The organism is Streptomyces sp. NBC_00386 (genome assembly GCF_036063235.1).
In the GTDB taxonomy this organism is placed as follows: Bacteria; Actinomycetota; Actinomycetes; order Streptomycetales; family Streptomycetaceae; genus Streptomyces.
Genome location: NZ_CP107950.1, coordinates 3,755,614 through 3,769,563 on the forward strand (window position 1 = coordinate 3,755,614; position 13,950 = coordinate 3,769,563).

General features: G+C 71.0%; 15 protein-coding genes. 10 read left to right on the forward strand and 5 right to left on the reverse strand.

Annotated features, from left to right (window positions below):
• Positions 1 to 13: 13 nt before the first annotated feature.
• Complete coding sequence (locus OG780_RS16345; protein WP_328448899.1) at positions 14 to 454, reverse strand: helix-turn-helix domain-containing protein; 441 nt, start codon at positions 452 to 454, stop codon at positions 14 to 16.
• An 89-nt stretch (positions 455 to 543) separates the two neighbouring features.
• Between OG780_RS16345 and OG780_RS16350 the strand changes: the two genes are divergently transcribed.
• From OG780_RS16350 to OG780_RS16365, 4 genes are all read left to right on the forward strand, one after another.
• Positions 544 to 1,401, forward strand: coding sequence for a class I SAM-dependent methyltransferase (locus OG780_RS16350; RefSeq protein ID WP_328448901.1), 858 nt, complete (start codon positions 544 to 546; stop codon positions 1,399 to 1,401).
• 452 nt (positions 1,402 to 1,853) lie between these two features.
• The gene (gene deoC / locus OG780_RS16355; protein WP_328458170.1) at positions 1,854 to 2,849 is read left to right on the forward strand and encodes a deoxyribose-phosphate aldolase; all 996 of its coding nucleotides are present in this window, start codon (positions 1,854 to 1,856) and stop codon (positions 2,847 to 2,849) included.
• Positions 2,850 to 2,855: 6 nt separating this feature from the next.
• The gene (locus tag OG780_RS16360) at positions 2,856 to 4,313 is read left to right on the forward strand and encodes an aldehyde dehydrogenase family protein (protein WP_328448904.1); all 1,458 of its coding nucleotides are present in this window, start codon (positions 2,856 to 2,858) and stop codon (positions 4,311 to 4,313) included.
• Complete coding sequence (locus tag OG780_RS16365) at positions 4,314 to 5,219, forward strand: aldehyde dehydrogenase family protein (RefSeq protein ID WP_328448906.1); 906 nt, start codon at positions 4,314 to 4,316, stop codon at positions 5,217 to 5,219.
• Positions 5,220 to 5,373: 154 nt separating this feature from the next.
• On the opposite strand, the gene OG780_RS16370 is transcribed toward OG780_RS16365, so the two are convergent.
• Complete coding sequence (locus OG780_RS16370) at positions 5,374 to 5,781, reverse strand: hypothetical protein (protein WP_328448908.1); 408 nt, start codon at positions 5,779 to 5,781, stop codon at positions 5,374 to 5,376.
• A 249-nt stretch (positions 5,782 to 6,030) separates the two neighbouring features.
• Here OG780_RS16370 and OG780_RS16375 point away from each other — a divergent pair, with 249 nt between their 5' ends.
• Complete coding sequence (locus tag OG780_RS16375) at positions 6,031 to 6,669, forward strand: uridine kinase family protein (RefSeq protein ID WP_328448910.1); 639 nt, start codon at positions 6,031 to 6,033, stop codon at positions 6,667 to 6,669.
• 279 nt (positions 6,670 to 6,948) lie between these two features.
• On the opposite strand, the gene OG780_RS16380 is transcribed toward OG780_RS16375, so the two are convergent.
• Positions 6,949 to 7,743 (reverse strand): SigE family RNA polymerase sigma factor, encoded by a 795-nt coding sequence (locus tag OG780_RS16380; RefSeq protein ID WP_328448912.1) that lies wholly within the window; start codon positions 7,741 to 7,743, stop codon positions 6,949 to 6,951.
• Between the two features lie 297 nt (positions 7,744 to 8,040).
• Here OG780_RS16380 and afsQ1 point away from each other — a divergent pair, with 297 nt between their 5' ends.
• The 5 genes from afsQ1 to OG780_RS16405 all read left to right on the forward strand — a co-directional run bounded on the left by afsQ1 (position 8,041) and on the right by OG780_RS16405 (position 12,064).
• On the forward strand, positions 8,041 to 8,718 hold the full coding sequence (afsQ1, locus tag OG780_RS16385) for a two-component system response regulator AfsQ1 (RefSeq protein ID WP_037625670.1): 678 nt from the start codon (positions 8,041 to 8,043) through the stop codon (positions 8,716 to 8,718).
• Entirely contained in the window at positions 8,715 to 10,304 is a 1,590-nt protein-coding gene (locus tag OG780_RS16390; RefSeq protein WP_328448915.1) for a HAMP domain-containing sensor histidine kinase, read from the forward strand. Before afsQ1 ends, OG780_RS16390 begins: the two co-directional genes overlap by 4 nt.
• Before the next feature lie 248 nt (positions 10,305 to 10,552).
• Positions 10,553 to 11,131, forward strand: coding sequence for a hypothetical protein (locus OG780_RS16395; protein WP_328448917.1), 579 nt, complete (start codon positions 10,553 to 10,555; stop codon positions 11,129 to 11,131).
• A gap of 63 nt (positions 11,132 to 11,194) precedes the next feature.
• On the forward strand, positions 11,195 to 11,776 hold the full coding sequence (locus OG780_RS16400; RefSeq protein ID WP_328448919.1) for a VanZ family protein: 582 nt from the start codon (positions 11,195 to 11,197) through the stop codon (positions 11,774 to 11,776).
• A gap of 84 nt (positions 11,777 to 11,860) precedes the next feature.
• Positions 11,861 to 12,064 carry a PspC domain-containing protein gene (locus OG780_RS16405; RefSeq protein WP_328448921.1) on the forward strand — a complete coding sequence of 68 codons (204 nt, stop codon included), beginning with the start codon at positions 11,861 to 11,863 and terminating at the stop codon, positions 12,062 to 12,064.
• A 190-nt stretch (positions 12,065 to 12,254) separates the two neighbouring features.
• Here OG780_RS16405 and OG780_RS16410 read toward each other — a convergent pair whose 3' ends face one another.
• Positions 12,255 to 12,611, reverse strand: coding sequence for an ATP-binding protein (locus OG780_RS16410; RefSeq protein WP_328448923.1), 357 nt, complete (start codon positions 12,609 to 12,611; stop codon positions 12,255 to 12,257).
• Positions 12,612 to 12,754: 143 nt separating this feature from the next.
• Positions 12,755 to 13,909 (reverse strand): adenosine deaminase, encoded by a 1,155-nt coding sequence (locus OG780_RS16415; protein ID WP_328448924.1) that lies wholly within the window; start codon positions 13,907 to 13,909, stop codon positions 12,755 to 12,757.
• Positions 13,910 to 13,950 lie beyond the last annotated feature (41 nt).

The window sequence follows — 13,950 nt, forward strand, 5'->3', positions numbered from 1 at the left end:
CGGTGGGGTCTCACTATGGTCGCGAAGGAGCCCGCGGCGTCCGCCTCGCGGGCACCGTGACCACGCCGGACACGACAGCCCCGATGATCCGGCGGAAGGTCGGGCATTCCATGTGGCTGGGCGCGGGACAGGCGGCGGTGTGCCGCAGCGAGTCGCGCAGGACCTCGAGCTCGCGGATCGTCCGGTCCAGCTCGTCGGCCTTGTCGAGGAGGGCCTGAGGGTCGATGCGCGGACGTCCGTCCGGCGCGAACGTCCGGGCGATCTCGTCCAGCGAGAACCCGGCGGAACGCCCGAGCGCGATGAGCGCCAGCCGTTCCAGCACGGCGGGGTCGTACTGCCGGCGCAGACCGCGTCTGCCGGTCGGGGCGATGAGTCCCCGCTCCTCGTAGTACCGCAGCGTCGAAGCGGGCACTCCGGCGCGGCGTGCCACTTCGGCGATATCCAGGTCCGGCATCGTCTTGACCTCAAGTCGGCTTGAAGGAGGACGGTGTCATCTCCAGGCCGTGAGGGCAACCAGCCGTGAGGGCAACCAGAGGAGGCGCGATGGAATCCGGGCGCGGGGCGGGCGACACGGTGGGCAAGGAACAGGTGGCGCGCTGGAACGGACCGGCGGGGAACGCCTGGGTCGAGGCCCAGGACATGGTGGACGCGTTGTTCGCGCCGCTGGAGAGGCTCCTCGTCGAGACGTTTCCGGCGGGGCAGGGGGGCAGGGTCCTCGATGTCGGCTGCGGTACGGGCGGCACGACGGTGGCCGTCGCGCGCCGGCTCGGTCCCCGGGGGCGGTGCGTCGGCGTCGACATCTCGGAGCCGATGGTGGAGGCGGCCCGGGTCCGTGCGGAGCGGGAGGGCGCGGGGGCCTCGTTCGTCCGCGCCGACGCGCAGGACCACGTCTTCGAGCCCGACTCCTTCGACGGGGTCGTCTCCCGCTTCGGGGTCATGTTCTTCCCGGATCCGGTACGGGCCTTCACCAACCTGCGGCGGGCCGCGAAGGAGAACGCCGTGCTGCGGTTCGTCGTCTGGCGCGACATCGCGGAGAACCCGTTCATGACGACGGCCGAGCGGGCCGCGGCACCGCTCATGCCGGACCTGCCCGCGCGGGATCCCGACGCGCCGGGGCAGTTCGCCCTGGCGGACGCGGGCAAGGTGCGCCGTCTGCTGGAGGAGAGCGGGTGGGCCGGGATCGGCGTCCGGGCCGTCGACGCGGCGTGCGTCATGCCCGAGAAGGAGCTGGCCCCGTACTTCAGCCGGTTCGGCCCGGTCGGTATCGCCCTGCGCGAGACGGACGAGACGACCCGGGCCCGGGTCGTCGCATCGGTCCGCACCGCGTTCGACCCGTTCGTCCACGGCACGGAGGTCCGCTTCACAGCGGCCTGCTGGCAGATCGACGCCCACGCCGGATAGGCCTGTCCTGGCCGCGCCGGGTCGCTGCGCCGGCGTTTGCGGTGTCGGTTCGGTGGGTGGGTCGGGGCCGTGCCGGTGCATCAGCCCGTCGCCGTTGGGTGAGGCGTGGCCGTCGGTGGCGACGGGCATCGATGTACCGGCGCGGCCCCTTCCGCCGGATCCCGGCTGCGGGTACGCGCCCGCTGGGGTGCGTGCGTGAGTTTCAGCCCCTCCGGCGTTCGAGGGGCGGGGTCCGGGGCGGAGCCCCGGGGTGGGCCGGGCAGGGGCGGAGGGGGCGAAAGAAGGCCTGTGGGCCGGGGGCGGAAGAAACGGGGGATCCAGTTCGTTGCGAGTGGGCGGAGGGACCGTTCCCGGAAGTCAGCCCGGCGCCCCGCCCCCGCGGGCAAAAAATCCCTCGGCCGCACCCAGGGCTGTACAGCCGCTACGCGCGTAGATATGCTCGGCTGGTGACCATGCCCACCTCTGCACCCTCCCCCAAGCTCTCGACTCCGCTCGAGCAGGGTGGTGCCCCCACCCACGCACTCGGCGACGTGACCGCGTCCGACAGCACGCTGCGCCGCTTCCTCCACGGGCTGCCCGGCGTCGACCCGGTCGGCCTGGAGGCGCGAGCCGCCTCGCTCGGCACCCGTTCCATCAAGACCACCGCGAAGGCGTACGCCATCGACCTCGCCATCTCGATGGTCGACCTGACGACGCTGGAAGGCGCGGACACCCCGGGCAAGGTCCGGGCACTCGGCGCCAAGGCGGTCCTCCCGGACCCGACCGACCGCACGGCGCCCACCACGGCGGCGGTCTGTGTCTATCCCGACATGGTGGCCGTCGCGAAGGAGGCCGTCGCCGGCTCCGGGGTGAAGGTCGCCTCGGTCGCGACCGCGTTCCCGGCCGGCCGTGCCGCGCTCCCCGTGAAGCTGGCCGACGTGCGCGACGCCGTCGCCGCGGGCGCCGACGAGATCGACATGGTCATCGACCGCGGAGCGTTCCTCGCGGGCAACTACATGAAGGTCTACGACGAGATCGTCGCCGTGAAGGAGGCCTCGGGCGCCGCCCGGCTGAAGGTCATCTTCGAGACCGGCGAGCTGTCGACGTACGACAACATCCGGCGGGCGAGCTGGCTCGGCATGCTGGCCGGGGCCGACTTCATCAAGACCTCCACCGGCAAGGTGGCCGTGAACGCGACTCCCGCGAACACGCTGCTGATGCTGGAGGCCGTCCGCGACTTCCGCGCCCAGACCGGCGTGCAGGTCGGTGTGAAGCCGGCCGGCGGTATCCGCACGACCAAGGACGCCGTCAAGTTCCTGGTCGTGGTGAACGAGACGGCGGGTGAGGACTGGCTGGACAACCACTGGTTCCGCTTCGGCGCGTCCTCGCTCCTGAACGACCTGCTGATGCAGCGTCAGAAGCTGGCCACCGGCCGCTACTCCGGCCCCGACTACGTGACGGTGGACTGATCCATCATGGCTTCCGCATTCGAATACGCACCGGCGCCCGAGTCCCGCTCCGTCGTCGACATCGCCCCCTCCTACGGCCTGTTCATCGACGGTGAGTTCGTCGAGGCCGCCGAGGGCAAGGTCTTCAAGACCGTCTCCCCCTCCACCGAAGAGGTCCTCTCCGAGATCGCCCAGGCGGGCGAGGCGGACGTCGACCGCGCGGTGAAGGCCGCCCGCAAGGCGTTCGTGAAGTGGTCCGCGCTGCCGGGCTCCGAGCGCGCCAAGTACCTGTTCCGCATCGCGCGGATCATCCAGGAGCGCAGCCGCGAACTGGCCGTCCTGGAGACGCTGGACAACGGCAAGCCGATCAAGGAGACCCGCGACGCGGACCTCCCCCTGGTCGCCGCGCACTTCTTCTACTACGCGGGCTGGGCCGACAAGCTCGACCACGCGGGCTTCGGCGCGAACCCGCGCCCGCTGGGTGTCGCGGGCCAGGTCATCCCGTGGAACTTCCCGCTGCTGATGCTGGCGTGGAAGATCGCGCCGGCTCTCGCGACCGGCAACACGGTCGTCCTGAAGCCCGCCGAGACCACGCCCCTGACGGCGCTGTTCTTCGCGGACATCTGCCGCCAGGCGGGCCTGCCCCGGGGCGTCGTCAACATCCTTCCCGGGTACGGCGACGCGGGCGCGGCCCTCGTCGCGCACCCGGACGTGGACAAGGTGGCCTTCACCGGCTCCACCGCCGTCGGCAAGGCGATCGCCCGGCAGATCGCGGGCTCGCACAAGAAGGTCACCCTCGAACTGGGCGGCAAGGGCGCGAACATCGTCTTCGACGACGCCCCCATCGACCAGGCCGTCGAGGGCATCGTCAGCGGCATCTTCTTCAACCAGGGCCAGGTCTGCTGCGCGGGTTCCCGGCTGCTGGTCCAGGAGTCGATCCACGACGAGCTGCTGGACTCGCTCAAGCGGCGCCTGTCGACGCTGCGCCTCGGCGACCCGCTCGACAAGAACACGGACATCGGCGCGATCAACTCCGCCGAGCAGCTCTCCCGTATCACCACGCTCGTCGACCAGGGCGAGGCCGAGGGTGCCGAGCGCTGGTCCCCGGCCTGCGAACTCCCCTCCTCCGGCTACTGGTTCGCCCCGACGCTCTTCACGAACGTCACCCAGGCGCACACCATCGCCCGCGACGAGATCTTCGGCCCGGTGCTGTCCGTCCTCACGTTCCGCACCCCGGACGAGGCGGTCGCCAAGGCCAACAACTCCCCGTACGGCCTCTCCGCGGGCATCTGGACCGAGAAGGGCTCCCGGATCCTCGCCGTGGCGAACAAGCTCCGCGCGGGTGTCGTCTGGTCCAACACGTTCAACAAGTTCGACCCGACCTCGCCGTTCGGCGGGTACAAGGAGTCGGGCTTCGGCCGCGAGGGCGGCCGTCACGGCCTGGAGGCGTACCTCGCCCCGTCTAGCCCGGAGGGCGAGCGATAAATGAGTGCAGCCGAGAAGTCCGAGCAGCAGCGCCTGAGCGTCTTCAAGACCTACAAGCTGTACGTGGGCGGCAAGTTCCCGCGTTCCGAGAGCGGCCGGGTGTACGAGGTGAGCGACTCCAAGGGCAAGTGGCTGGCGAACGCTCCGCAGTCGAGCCGCAAGGACGCCCGTGACGCGGTCGTCGCCGCGCGCAAGGCGTTCGGCGGCTGGTCCGGCGCGACCGCGTACAACCGCGGCCAGGTCCTGTACCGCGTCGCCGAGATGCTGGAGGGCCGCAAGGAGCAGTTCGTCCGCGAAGTGGCCGACGCGGAGGGCCTGTCGAAGGCGAAGGCGGCGGCCGTCGTCGACGCGGCGATCGACCGCTGGGTCTGGTACGCGGGCTGGACCGACAAGATCGCCCAGGTCGTGGGCGGCGGCAACCCGGTGGCGGGCCCGTTCTTCAACCTGTCCTCCCCGGAGCCGACCGGTGTCGTCACCGTGCTCGCCCCGCAGGAGTCGTCGTTCCTCGGCCTGGTGTCCGTGGTCGCCCCGGTGATCGCCACCGGCAACACGGTGATCGTGATCGCCAGCGAGAAGTCCCCGCTCCCGGCGCTGTCGCTGGGCGAGGTGCTGGCCACCTCCGACGTGCCGGGCGGTGTCGTGAACATCCTGTCCGGCCGGACCGCGGAGATCGCGGCCCCGCTGGCCGCGCACCAGGACGTCAACGCGATCGACCTGGCCGGCGCGGACGAGATCCTGGCCAAGGAGCTGGAGATCGCGGCCGCGGACAACCTGAAGCGCGTTCTTCGTCCACAGGCTGTGGATTACGCGCGGACTCCCGGGACCGGGCGCCTCACGGCCTTCCTGGAGACGAAGACGGTCTGGCACCCCACGGGCTCCCTGGGCGCCTCGGGCTCGTCCTACTGAGCCACCCGCACCACCGCGCGACCACGCGCCGGGATGTCGGGGCCCCGATCCGTGTCCCCGGGGCCCCGCACACGAAGGAGCCGCGCTTCCCCTCCGTCCAGGGGGAGCGCGGCTCCTTCATGTCCAGGGGCCGCGGACGGCCCGTGCGCGAGGTTCAGTGCAGGAGGCCGGCCGCCTGGCCGAGCACCGGAATGCCGCCGATCGACTGCGCCTGCGCCACCGGCCCGGTGAGCGCCTTGGAGGTCAGCGGCTTGAAGTCCGCGACCTGGGTGCCCACGGCGTTGTCGAGCGGGTCCACACCGGTGCCGGCCAGCGGGTTGGGCTTGAGGCTCTCGACGGGACCCGTGACATACCCCACGGTCCCGGTCAGCGCCTGGAGTCCGGCCTGCGGGTCGAGATCGCCGAGCGAGGCGGGCCGGGTGCGTACGACGTCCACGGCGGAAGCCGTGTCCGCGAAGGCCGGGGTGGCCGCGGCCGCACCGGCAGCGACCACGCCGACCGCCGCGGCGATCCGCGCGGTCGTACGGGCCAGGGTGTTCCGCTGGGCTGCGTGTCGCGCCATCAGGTTTTCCTCTTTGACTAGCGGAGAGTGAAGAACGGAGTGCAATTGATGCGACACGCAGAGTAGTTGACAGGGTGCCGCGCCGGGCGGTCCCCGCGACGGATTCGCTCCTGCGGGGCAACAGGCATATCAGCGCCACTCGTCACATCCGCGCGACATCCGTCCGCACATTCGGCAAAGCCGGGGATAATAGGCGGGAGCCGTGCCGACGCGCGGTGTCGCCGGACCCGTCACAGAAGGTACAGACCATTGGGTTCCCCTCTCCCGATACCCGCCCGCGTGGTGCTGCTCTGCGGCCCCTCCGGCTCCGGGAAGTCCCTTCTCTCCGCCGCTTCCGGCCTCCCCGTGCTCCGCCTCGACGACTTCTACAAAGAGGCCACGGACCCGACGCTGCCCCAGGTCGAGGGCAGCGAGGACATCGACTGGGACCACCCGAAGTCGTGGGACGCGGACACCGCCGTCGCCGCGATCGAGGACCTGTGCCGTACGGGACGTACGACCATCCCCGTCTACGACATCTCCCTGAGCGCCCGTACCGGGGCCGAGGCCCTGAGCATCGGCGGGGCACCGCTGTTCATCGCGGAGGGGATCTTCGCCGCCGAGATCGTCGAGCGCTGCCGCGAACTCGGTGTCCTCGCCGACGCGTTGTGCCTGTCCCGGGGCGCGGTGACCACGTTCCGGCGCCGTTTCGTGCGGGATCTGAAGGAGGGCCGCAAGTCGGTGCCCTTCCTGCTGCGGCGCGGCTGGCGGCTGATGCGCTCCGAGCGGTCCATCGTGGCGCGCCAGGCCGCCCTGGGCGCCCACCCCTGCGACCGGGACGAGGCGCTCGGCCGGCTGGCGGCCGCCTCGTCCGTGCCCCAGGCGTCCGCGCCCACGGCGACCGCGTAACCCGCCCCCGCCGGTCACGCTCCGGCGCGGGCTTTCGGGACCCGGCTCACGCCGGGGCCGCGCCCTCCGGCTTCCTGGGAACGAAAGAAGGTCCAAGCGGACCCCCGACCGCCTGGACCTTCTTCGTTTCCCCCGTGGTCCCCCGTGACACGGCGACTTCCCCGTGACCCGTTTCCCCGTGACCCCGTTCGGCGTCGGCTCCCCCCGGAACCGACGTCCCCGTCACCGGCTCCCCCCGGAGCCGGCCCCCGTCTCTCTGTTACCGCTCCCCCCGGACCCTCAGGCGACAAGCTCCCCGAAGGACTCCTCCTCGTCACGGCCGAAGCTGAGGACCTCGTCCTCGCGCATCCGGCGGAGCGACCGCCAGATGCTGGACTTCACCGTGCCGACACTGATGCCGAGGATCTCCGCGATCTCCGGGTCGGTGCGGCCCTCGTAGTAACGGAGGACCAGCATCGTGCGCTGGAGTTCGGGCAGCCGGGCCAGCGCCTGCCACAGGACCGCGCGCAGTTCGGTGCCGCGCATCGCGTCCGTGTCACCGGGCGTCTCCGGCAGTTCCTCGGTCGGGTACTCGTTCAGCTTGCGGCGGCGCCACGCGCTGATGTGCAGATTCGTCATGGTGCGGCGGAGGTAGCCCCCGACCGCGGCCTTGTCACTGATCCGGTCCCAGGCCCGGTACGTCGAGAACAGCGCGCTCTGCAGCAGGTCCTCGGCCTCGAAGCGGTCACCGGTCAGGTGGTAGGCGGTTGCGTACAGGGAGGCACGGCGCTCCTGGACGTAGGCGGTGAAAGCCGCTTCGGCCTCCACACTCCCCGCCCCGGAACGACGCTCCCCCGAGCCCTCCCCGTACGCGGCTCCCCCGTGAGCCTTCTCCCCCGTCGTGCCCACGGCGGCAGGCGCCGTGGTCTTCTCCCCCGTGAAACCGTCAACCACCGTCATGTACACGGTGTGCTGACGCCCGGCGCTACGAGCGCACCCCCGCTGGCTCACAGCACCGGACTTCTCCGCTGCCCGGTTGACGTCGTGGAGCCGCGTGACAACTGCGCTAGTGCTGGTGCTGTGCAGCGTGTTCATCTCGCGCCCCCCGTCGTGGAGTCCCGGATCTTCGGTTCGTTCCGTCGTGCGTCCTGCCCTTGTGTCGAAAAGCTTGCCGGGCCCACTTCATGGCCGTGTCCGCCGACTGTCACAGACCTGTCACAGGGGTCGCCCCCAGGCGCGGCACAGCGCGATCACAGAGAAGAGCGGTACGACTACGCAGATGACCACTTGGGCCCCGGACGCCGCCCGCGAGGGCTTTCGTTGTGGCCGGGAGACGAGTGGGAGCGCTCCAACAGTCGATACACGAGCATGACATGGGCCAGAATGACGTCCGTGCCTTCCCTGTTGCTGATCGAGGACGACGACGCCATCCGTACGGCCCTGGAGCTCTCTTTGACGCGCCAGGGACACCGCGTGGCCACCGCTGCCACCGGCGAGGACGGTCTGAAGCTGCTGCGCGAGCAGCGACCGGATCTGATCGTGCTGGATGTGATGCTGCCCGGCATCGACGGATTCGAGGTGTGCCGGCGCATCCGGCGCACCGACCAACTGCCGATCATCCTGCTGACCGCGCGCAGCGACGACATCGACGTCGTGGTCGGACTGGAGTCCGGCGCCGACGACTATGTCGTCAAGCCGGTGCAGGGCCGGGTGCTCGACGCCCGGATCCGCGCCGTGCTGCGCCGCGGCGAGCGGGAGGCGAACGACTCGGCTTCGTTCGGCTCGCTGGTCATCGACCGTGCCGCCATGACGGTCACCAAGAACGGTGAGGATCTGCAACTGACACCCACCGAGCTGCGGTTGCTCCTGGAGCTGAGCCGCAGGCCCGGACAGGCCCTGTCCCGGCAGCAGTTGCTGCGTCTGGTGTGGGAGCACGACTACCTGGGCGACTCACGCCTGGTCGATGCCTGTGTGCAGCGGCTGCGCGCCAAGGTGGAGGACGTTCCGTCCTCTCCCACCCTGATCCGTACCGTGCGTGGCGTCGGCTATCGGCTGGACAATCCTCAGTGACCAAACCGCAGGACAAGCTCCGCGGCTGGGCCGCGGCGCGCAAGGCGTTGCTGTCCGGTCTGCGCTTCACCAGCCTGCGGCTGCGGCTGGTCGTGGTGTTCGGACTCGTCGCGCTCACCGCCGCGGTGTCCGCGTCGGGCATCGCGTACTGGCTCAACCGCGAGGCCGTGCTGACGCGTACCCAGGACGCGGTGCTGCGCGACTTCCAGCAGGAGATGCGCAACCACGCGAGCATGCTGCCCGTGCATCCGGCGCAGGACGAACTCCAGCGCACGGCCGTGCAGATGGCGAACAGCAGCCAGCGTTTCAGCGTGCTGCTGACCGCCGAGGCCGCCGACGGCAAGATGATCACCGGCAACTCCGAGCTGGACACGTTCACGCTGGAGGACGTACCCAAGTCCCTCCAGAAGGCGGTGCACAAGCAGCAGCCGCTGACCTCGACCAACAAGTCCGCGTACCACCTGTACTGGCAGCGGATCACCCAGCACGACAAGTCGTACCTCGTGGGCGGGGCCCGGGTGATCGACGGCTCCACGACCGGTTACATGCTCAAGTCCCTGGAGCCGGAGGCCAAGGACCTCAACTCCCTCGCCTGGTCGCTGGGAATCGCGACGGGGCTCGCGCTGATCGGCTCGGCGCTGCTGGCCCAGGCCGCCGCGACCACGGTCCTCAAGCCGGTCCACCGGCTGGGCATCGCGGCCCGCCGGCTCGGCGAGGGCAAGCTGGACACCCGGCTGCGGGTCTCCGGCACGGACGAACTCGCCGATCTGTCACGGACGTTCAACCGGACGGCGGAGTCGCTGGAGAAGCGGGTCGCGGACATGAGCGCGCGGGACGAGGCCTCCCGCCGGTTCGTCGCCGACATGTCCCACGAACTGCGGACGCCGCTCACCGCGATCACCGCCGTCACCGAGATCCTCGAGGAGGAACTGGACGCGGAGACCGGCAGCGTCGACCCGATGATCGAGCCGGCCGTACGGCTGGTCGTCAGCGAGACCCGGCGTCTGGGCGACCTCGTGGAGAACCTGATGGAGGTGACCCGGTTCGACGCGGGCACCGCCCGGCTCATCCTCGACGCCGTGGACATCGCCGACCAGATCACCGCGTGCATCGACGCGCGCGCCTGGCTGGACGCCGTCGACCTGGACGCCGAGCGCGGCATGACGGCGCGGCTCGACCCGCGCCGCCTCGACGTGATCCTGGCGAACCTGATCGGCAACGCGCTCAAGCACGGTGGTTCACCGGTCCGGGTGTCGGTGCGCATGGAGGGCGAGGGCGAGGAACTGGTCATCGAGGTGCAGGACCACGGTCCCGGCATTCCCGAGGACGTCCTGCCGCACGTCTTCGACCGGTTCTACAAGGCCAGCGCGTCCCGCCCGCGTTCCGAGGGCAGCGGCCTCGGGCTCTCCATCGCCCTGGAGAACGCGCACATCCACGGCGGCGAGATCACCGCGGCGAACGCGCCGGGGGGCGGGGCGGTCTTCACGCTGCGCCTGCCCCAGGACGCGTCGGAACTGCTCGCCGACGACCTGCGGGGCCGTGACGCCTCCGCGCACGGGAACGGCACGGAAGGCACCGCCGGATGACCACCGCACACCCCACGGCCCCGGAGGTTCCCCACCCCTCCCGGCCCACCGGCTCCCCGGAGAACGCCCGCCCGCGGGCCGGCGCATCCCCGGATACCGCCCGCCCACAGGCTGCCGACTCCCCACGGACCACCCGCCCGCAGGCCGCCGGCTCCGCGGCCCTCGGGCGTCGGCGGGCGGCGGGTTCAGCGCGGCCGGGACGCTCGTTCCGGCCCCGGCGGCCGGGCCGGGTACGGCCCTGGCCGGCCGTGGCGGTGCTCGCCTTGCTGCTCACCGGGTGCGGTATCCGTCCCACACAGGTGCCCACCGACTTCGGTCCGGCGCCCTCCCGCGTGCCCTGCGCGCTCTCCGGCCCCGACATCGCCACCCAGTCCTCGCACGGGGTGCCGGTCCAGGTCTTCCTGCTCTGCTCGGAACAACTGGTCACGGTCGACCGGTCGGTGCGCATCGCGGACGGTACGGCGGAGTCGGCGCGCCGGGCCCTGGTGGCCCAGGCGCTGCTGGACGAGCTCGCCGAGGCACCGTCGACGCCCGAGGAGCAGGCCGGGTACACGACGGACGTACGCGGCGGCATGACGGTCGGCGGACCCCGCGAAGGGGACCCCGAGGACACGCTCCGGCTGAGCACCCCGCCGCAGGACCTCACGCCGACGGCCCTCGCCCAGATCGTCTGCACCTTCTCGGACTCGGCCGCGGCACGGGACGACGGGAGTGTCGTCCTCGGCGGTCCCGCTCCCTCCGGTCTGCGCAGTTACGAGTGCACCCCCGAGGTGCGCGCCGCGCCCGGCGACACGTCCCCGACGTCGACGGCTGTCCGAAGTTCGTAACGCTGCGAGGCTGAAAACCACCGCAACGGAACCGATCGTGCCGGAGCCCGCGTCTTGGGGGGCGTGCAGCGTCATGGTTCAGAGGACGGCAGCGCCGTCACCCGCGTCCGTGTGGCAGGAGGTGTCCTCCTCGTCGCACACCTGGCGCTCGTCGCCTGGATCACGCTGCGCCCGCTGGACGTCCCCTGGGTGAGTGCCGCCAACCTGCGGCCCTTCGCGGGTATCAGAGCCGACCTCGCACTGGGCCCCGAGGTGGCGGCCCGGCGTATCGCCGCGGGCCTCGGCCTGCTCGCCCCGCTGGGTGTGCTGCTCCCGATGGCGGGGGGCAGGCTCGCCGCCTCCCCCCTCGGCTCGCTCCTGCGGACGACCGCCGCCGGCGTACTGCTCTCCCTGGGCATAGAGCTGCTCCAGACCGGGGTGCCCGGCCAGGTCGTGGACATCGACTCGATCATGCTCAACACCCTCGGGGTGACCCTCGCGCATCTCGCGGTCGTGCCCGCCGTCAGGGCCCGGCTCCGTCGCAGGGCCGAGACGCGGCGCCGCGCGGCCGTCCGCCGGGAGGACCACGCTCAGGGTCGGACCCCGACGATTCCCAGGGTCGGGATCGCTCCCTGGAGCGAGGTTTCGCGCACGTCGTCCTCGTAACGTTGAGGGCATCGGTGAAGGCACCGGTGAGAACGACGAGGCCGGTCCCGCCGGCACTCGACGACGGTTCGCGAAGGAGCCACCATGACCGCCCTTGCCCGCCCCACGAACGGCCGCATGATCGGCGGAGTCTGTGCTGCGCTGGCACGGCGCTTCGGCACCTCGGCGACGACGATGCGTGTCGTCTTCGTCGTGTCCTGCCTGCTTCCCGGCCCACAGTTCCTGCTCTACATAGCGCTGTGGATCCTCTTCCCGTCCGAGGACAAGGTCTCCCGCAACGCCTGGTGACCCGGGCGGGCACCCGGCGGCGGCCGGCGTGGGACACGGCGAACGCCGGTGGGGCACACCCGAGGAGGGTGTGCCCCACCGGCGTTCGTACAGCCGGAGCGGGCACGGCCGCGATGCGCGCGGCCCGTCCTCGTACGGCCGGAAGGCCCCGCGCCCGGACAGGCGGGGGACCTCCGTCCGACGGAGAGCGTCAGCCCAGCGGAATCCCGTTGACCGGCACGCCGTGCGTGGGCAGACCCTGCAGCGGCATCCCTCCGAGCAGACCGACCATGGGCGCGGCCTGCTGGTCGGCGAGCAGACGCGCGGCGGTGGCGGGATTCGCGGCGGCCACACCCGTGCCGACGGCGCTCTGGCCCTGGGCGAGCGCCTGGCCGGCAGCGGGCAGCGCCGAGGCGGCGGTCTCGGCGGGCAGCGTCCTGGTGACGGCGTCCAGCGCCGAGGAGGCGTCCGGCACGGCCGGGGCGGCGTTCGCGGCACCCGCGCCGACAGCGGCGAAAGCGGCGCCGAGAGCGGCGACACCGAGAGTCTTGGCAGCAGACTGCTTCATCGTGAATGCGTCCTTGGGGTGGGTGAGACGGGTATGTGAGCGGTCCAGAACCGTAAACACGTAATCCCACCCTCCGCAAACAACGAAAAGCGGCCGAGTCATGGAGGAGAAGTGAAGGCCCGGCCACTTCGCATTCGCCCCGATCAGGCTTGTTCTCCCGTAGAACCGCTGGTGGAGGCGGTCTGCTGGAACAGCCATTCGGACTTCAATTCTGCATATCCAGGCTTGATCACGTCATTGATCATGGCGAGGCGTTCATCGAAAGGAATGAATGCTGACTTCATAGCATTGACCGAGAACCACTGCATGTCGTCGAGCGAGTAACCGAACGCCTCGACAAGGTGCTCGAATTCCCGGCTCATGCTCGTACCCGACATGAGGCGATTGTCGGTATTGACCGTGGCGCGGAAGTGCAGCCGTCGCAGCAGCCCGATGGGGTGGGCCGCGTACGAGTCCGCGGCGCCGGTCTGGAGGTTGGAACTGGGGCACAGTTCCAGCGGGATGCGCTTGTCCCGGACGTACGACGCGAGCCGGCCGAGTTCCACCGAGCCGTCCTCGCGCACCTGGATGTCGTCGATGATGCGGACGCCGTGCCCGAGCCGGTCGGCGCCGCACCACTGGAGGGCCTGCCAGATGGACGGCAGGCCGAACGCCTCACCGGCGTGGATCGTGAAGTGGTTGTTCTCCCGCTTGAGGTACTCGAAGGCGTCGAGGTGCCGGGTGGGCGGGAAGCCGGCCTCGGCGCCCGCGATGTCGAAGCCGACGACGCCCGAGTCGCGGTAGCGGTTGGCGAGTTCGGCGATCTCCAGGGCGCGGGCCGCGTGCCGCATGGCGGTCAGCAGGGCACCGATCCGGATGCGGTGGCCGTTCTCCCGGGCCAGCCGTTCCCCTTCCCGGAAGCCCTCGTTGACCGCCTCGACGACCTCTTCGAGGCTGAGCCCGCCCTCCAGGTGCTGTTCGGGCGCGTACCGCACCTCGGCGTAGACGACCCCGTCCTCGGCGAGGTCCTCGGCGCACTCGGCGGCGACCCGCACCAGGGCCTCGCGGGTCTGCATGACGGCACAGGTGTGGGCGAAGGTCTCCAGGTACCGCTCCAGCGAACCGGAGTCGGCGGCCTCGCGGAACCAGATCCCCAGCTTGCCGGGATCGGTCTCGGGGAGGCCGGAGTAGCCGGTGTCGCGGGCGAGTTCGACGATCGTGCCGGGGCGCAGGCCCCCGTCGAGGTGATCGTGCAGCAGGACCTTGGGCGCCCGGCGGATCTGCTCCGAGCTCGGGGTGTTCCGGATCTGGCTCGTCATTTTCGCACTCTAGCCCCTACGCGCGTAGATCTCCTGTTGTA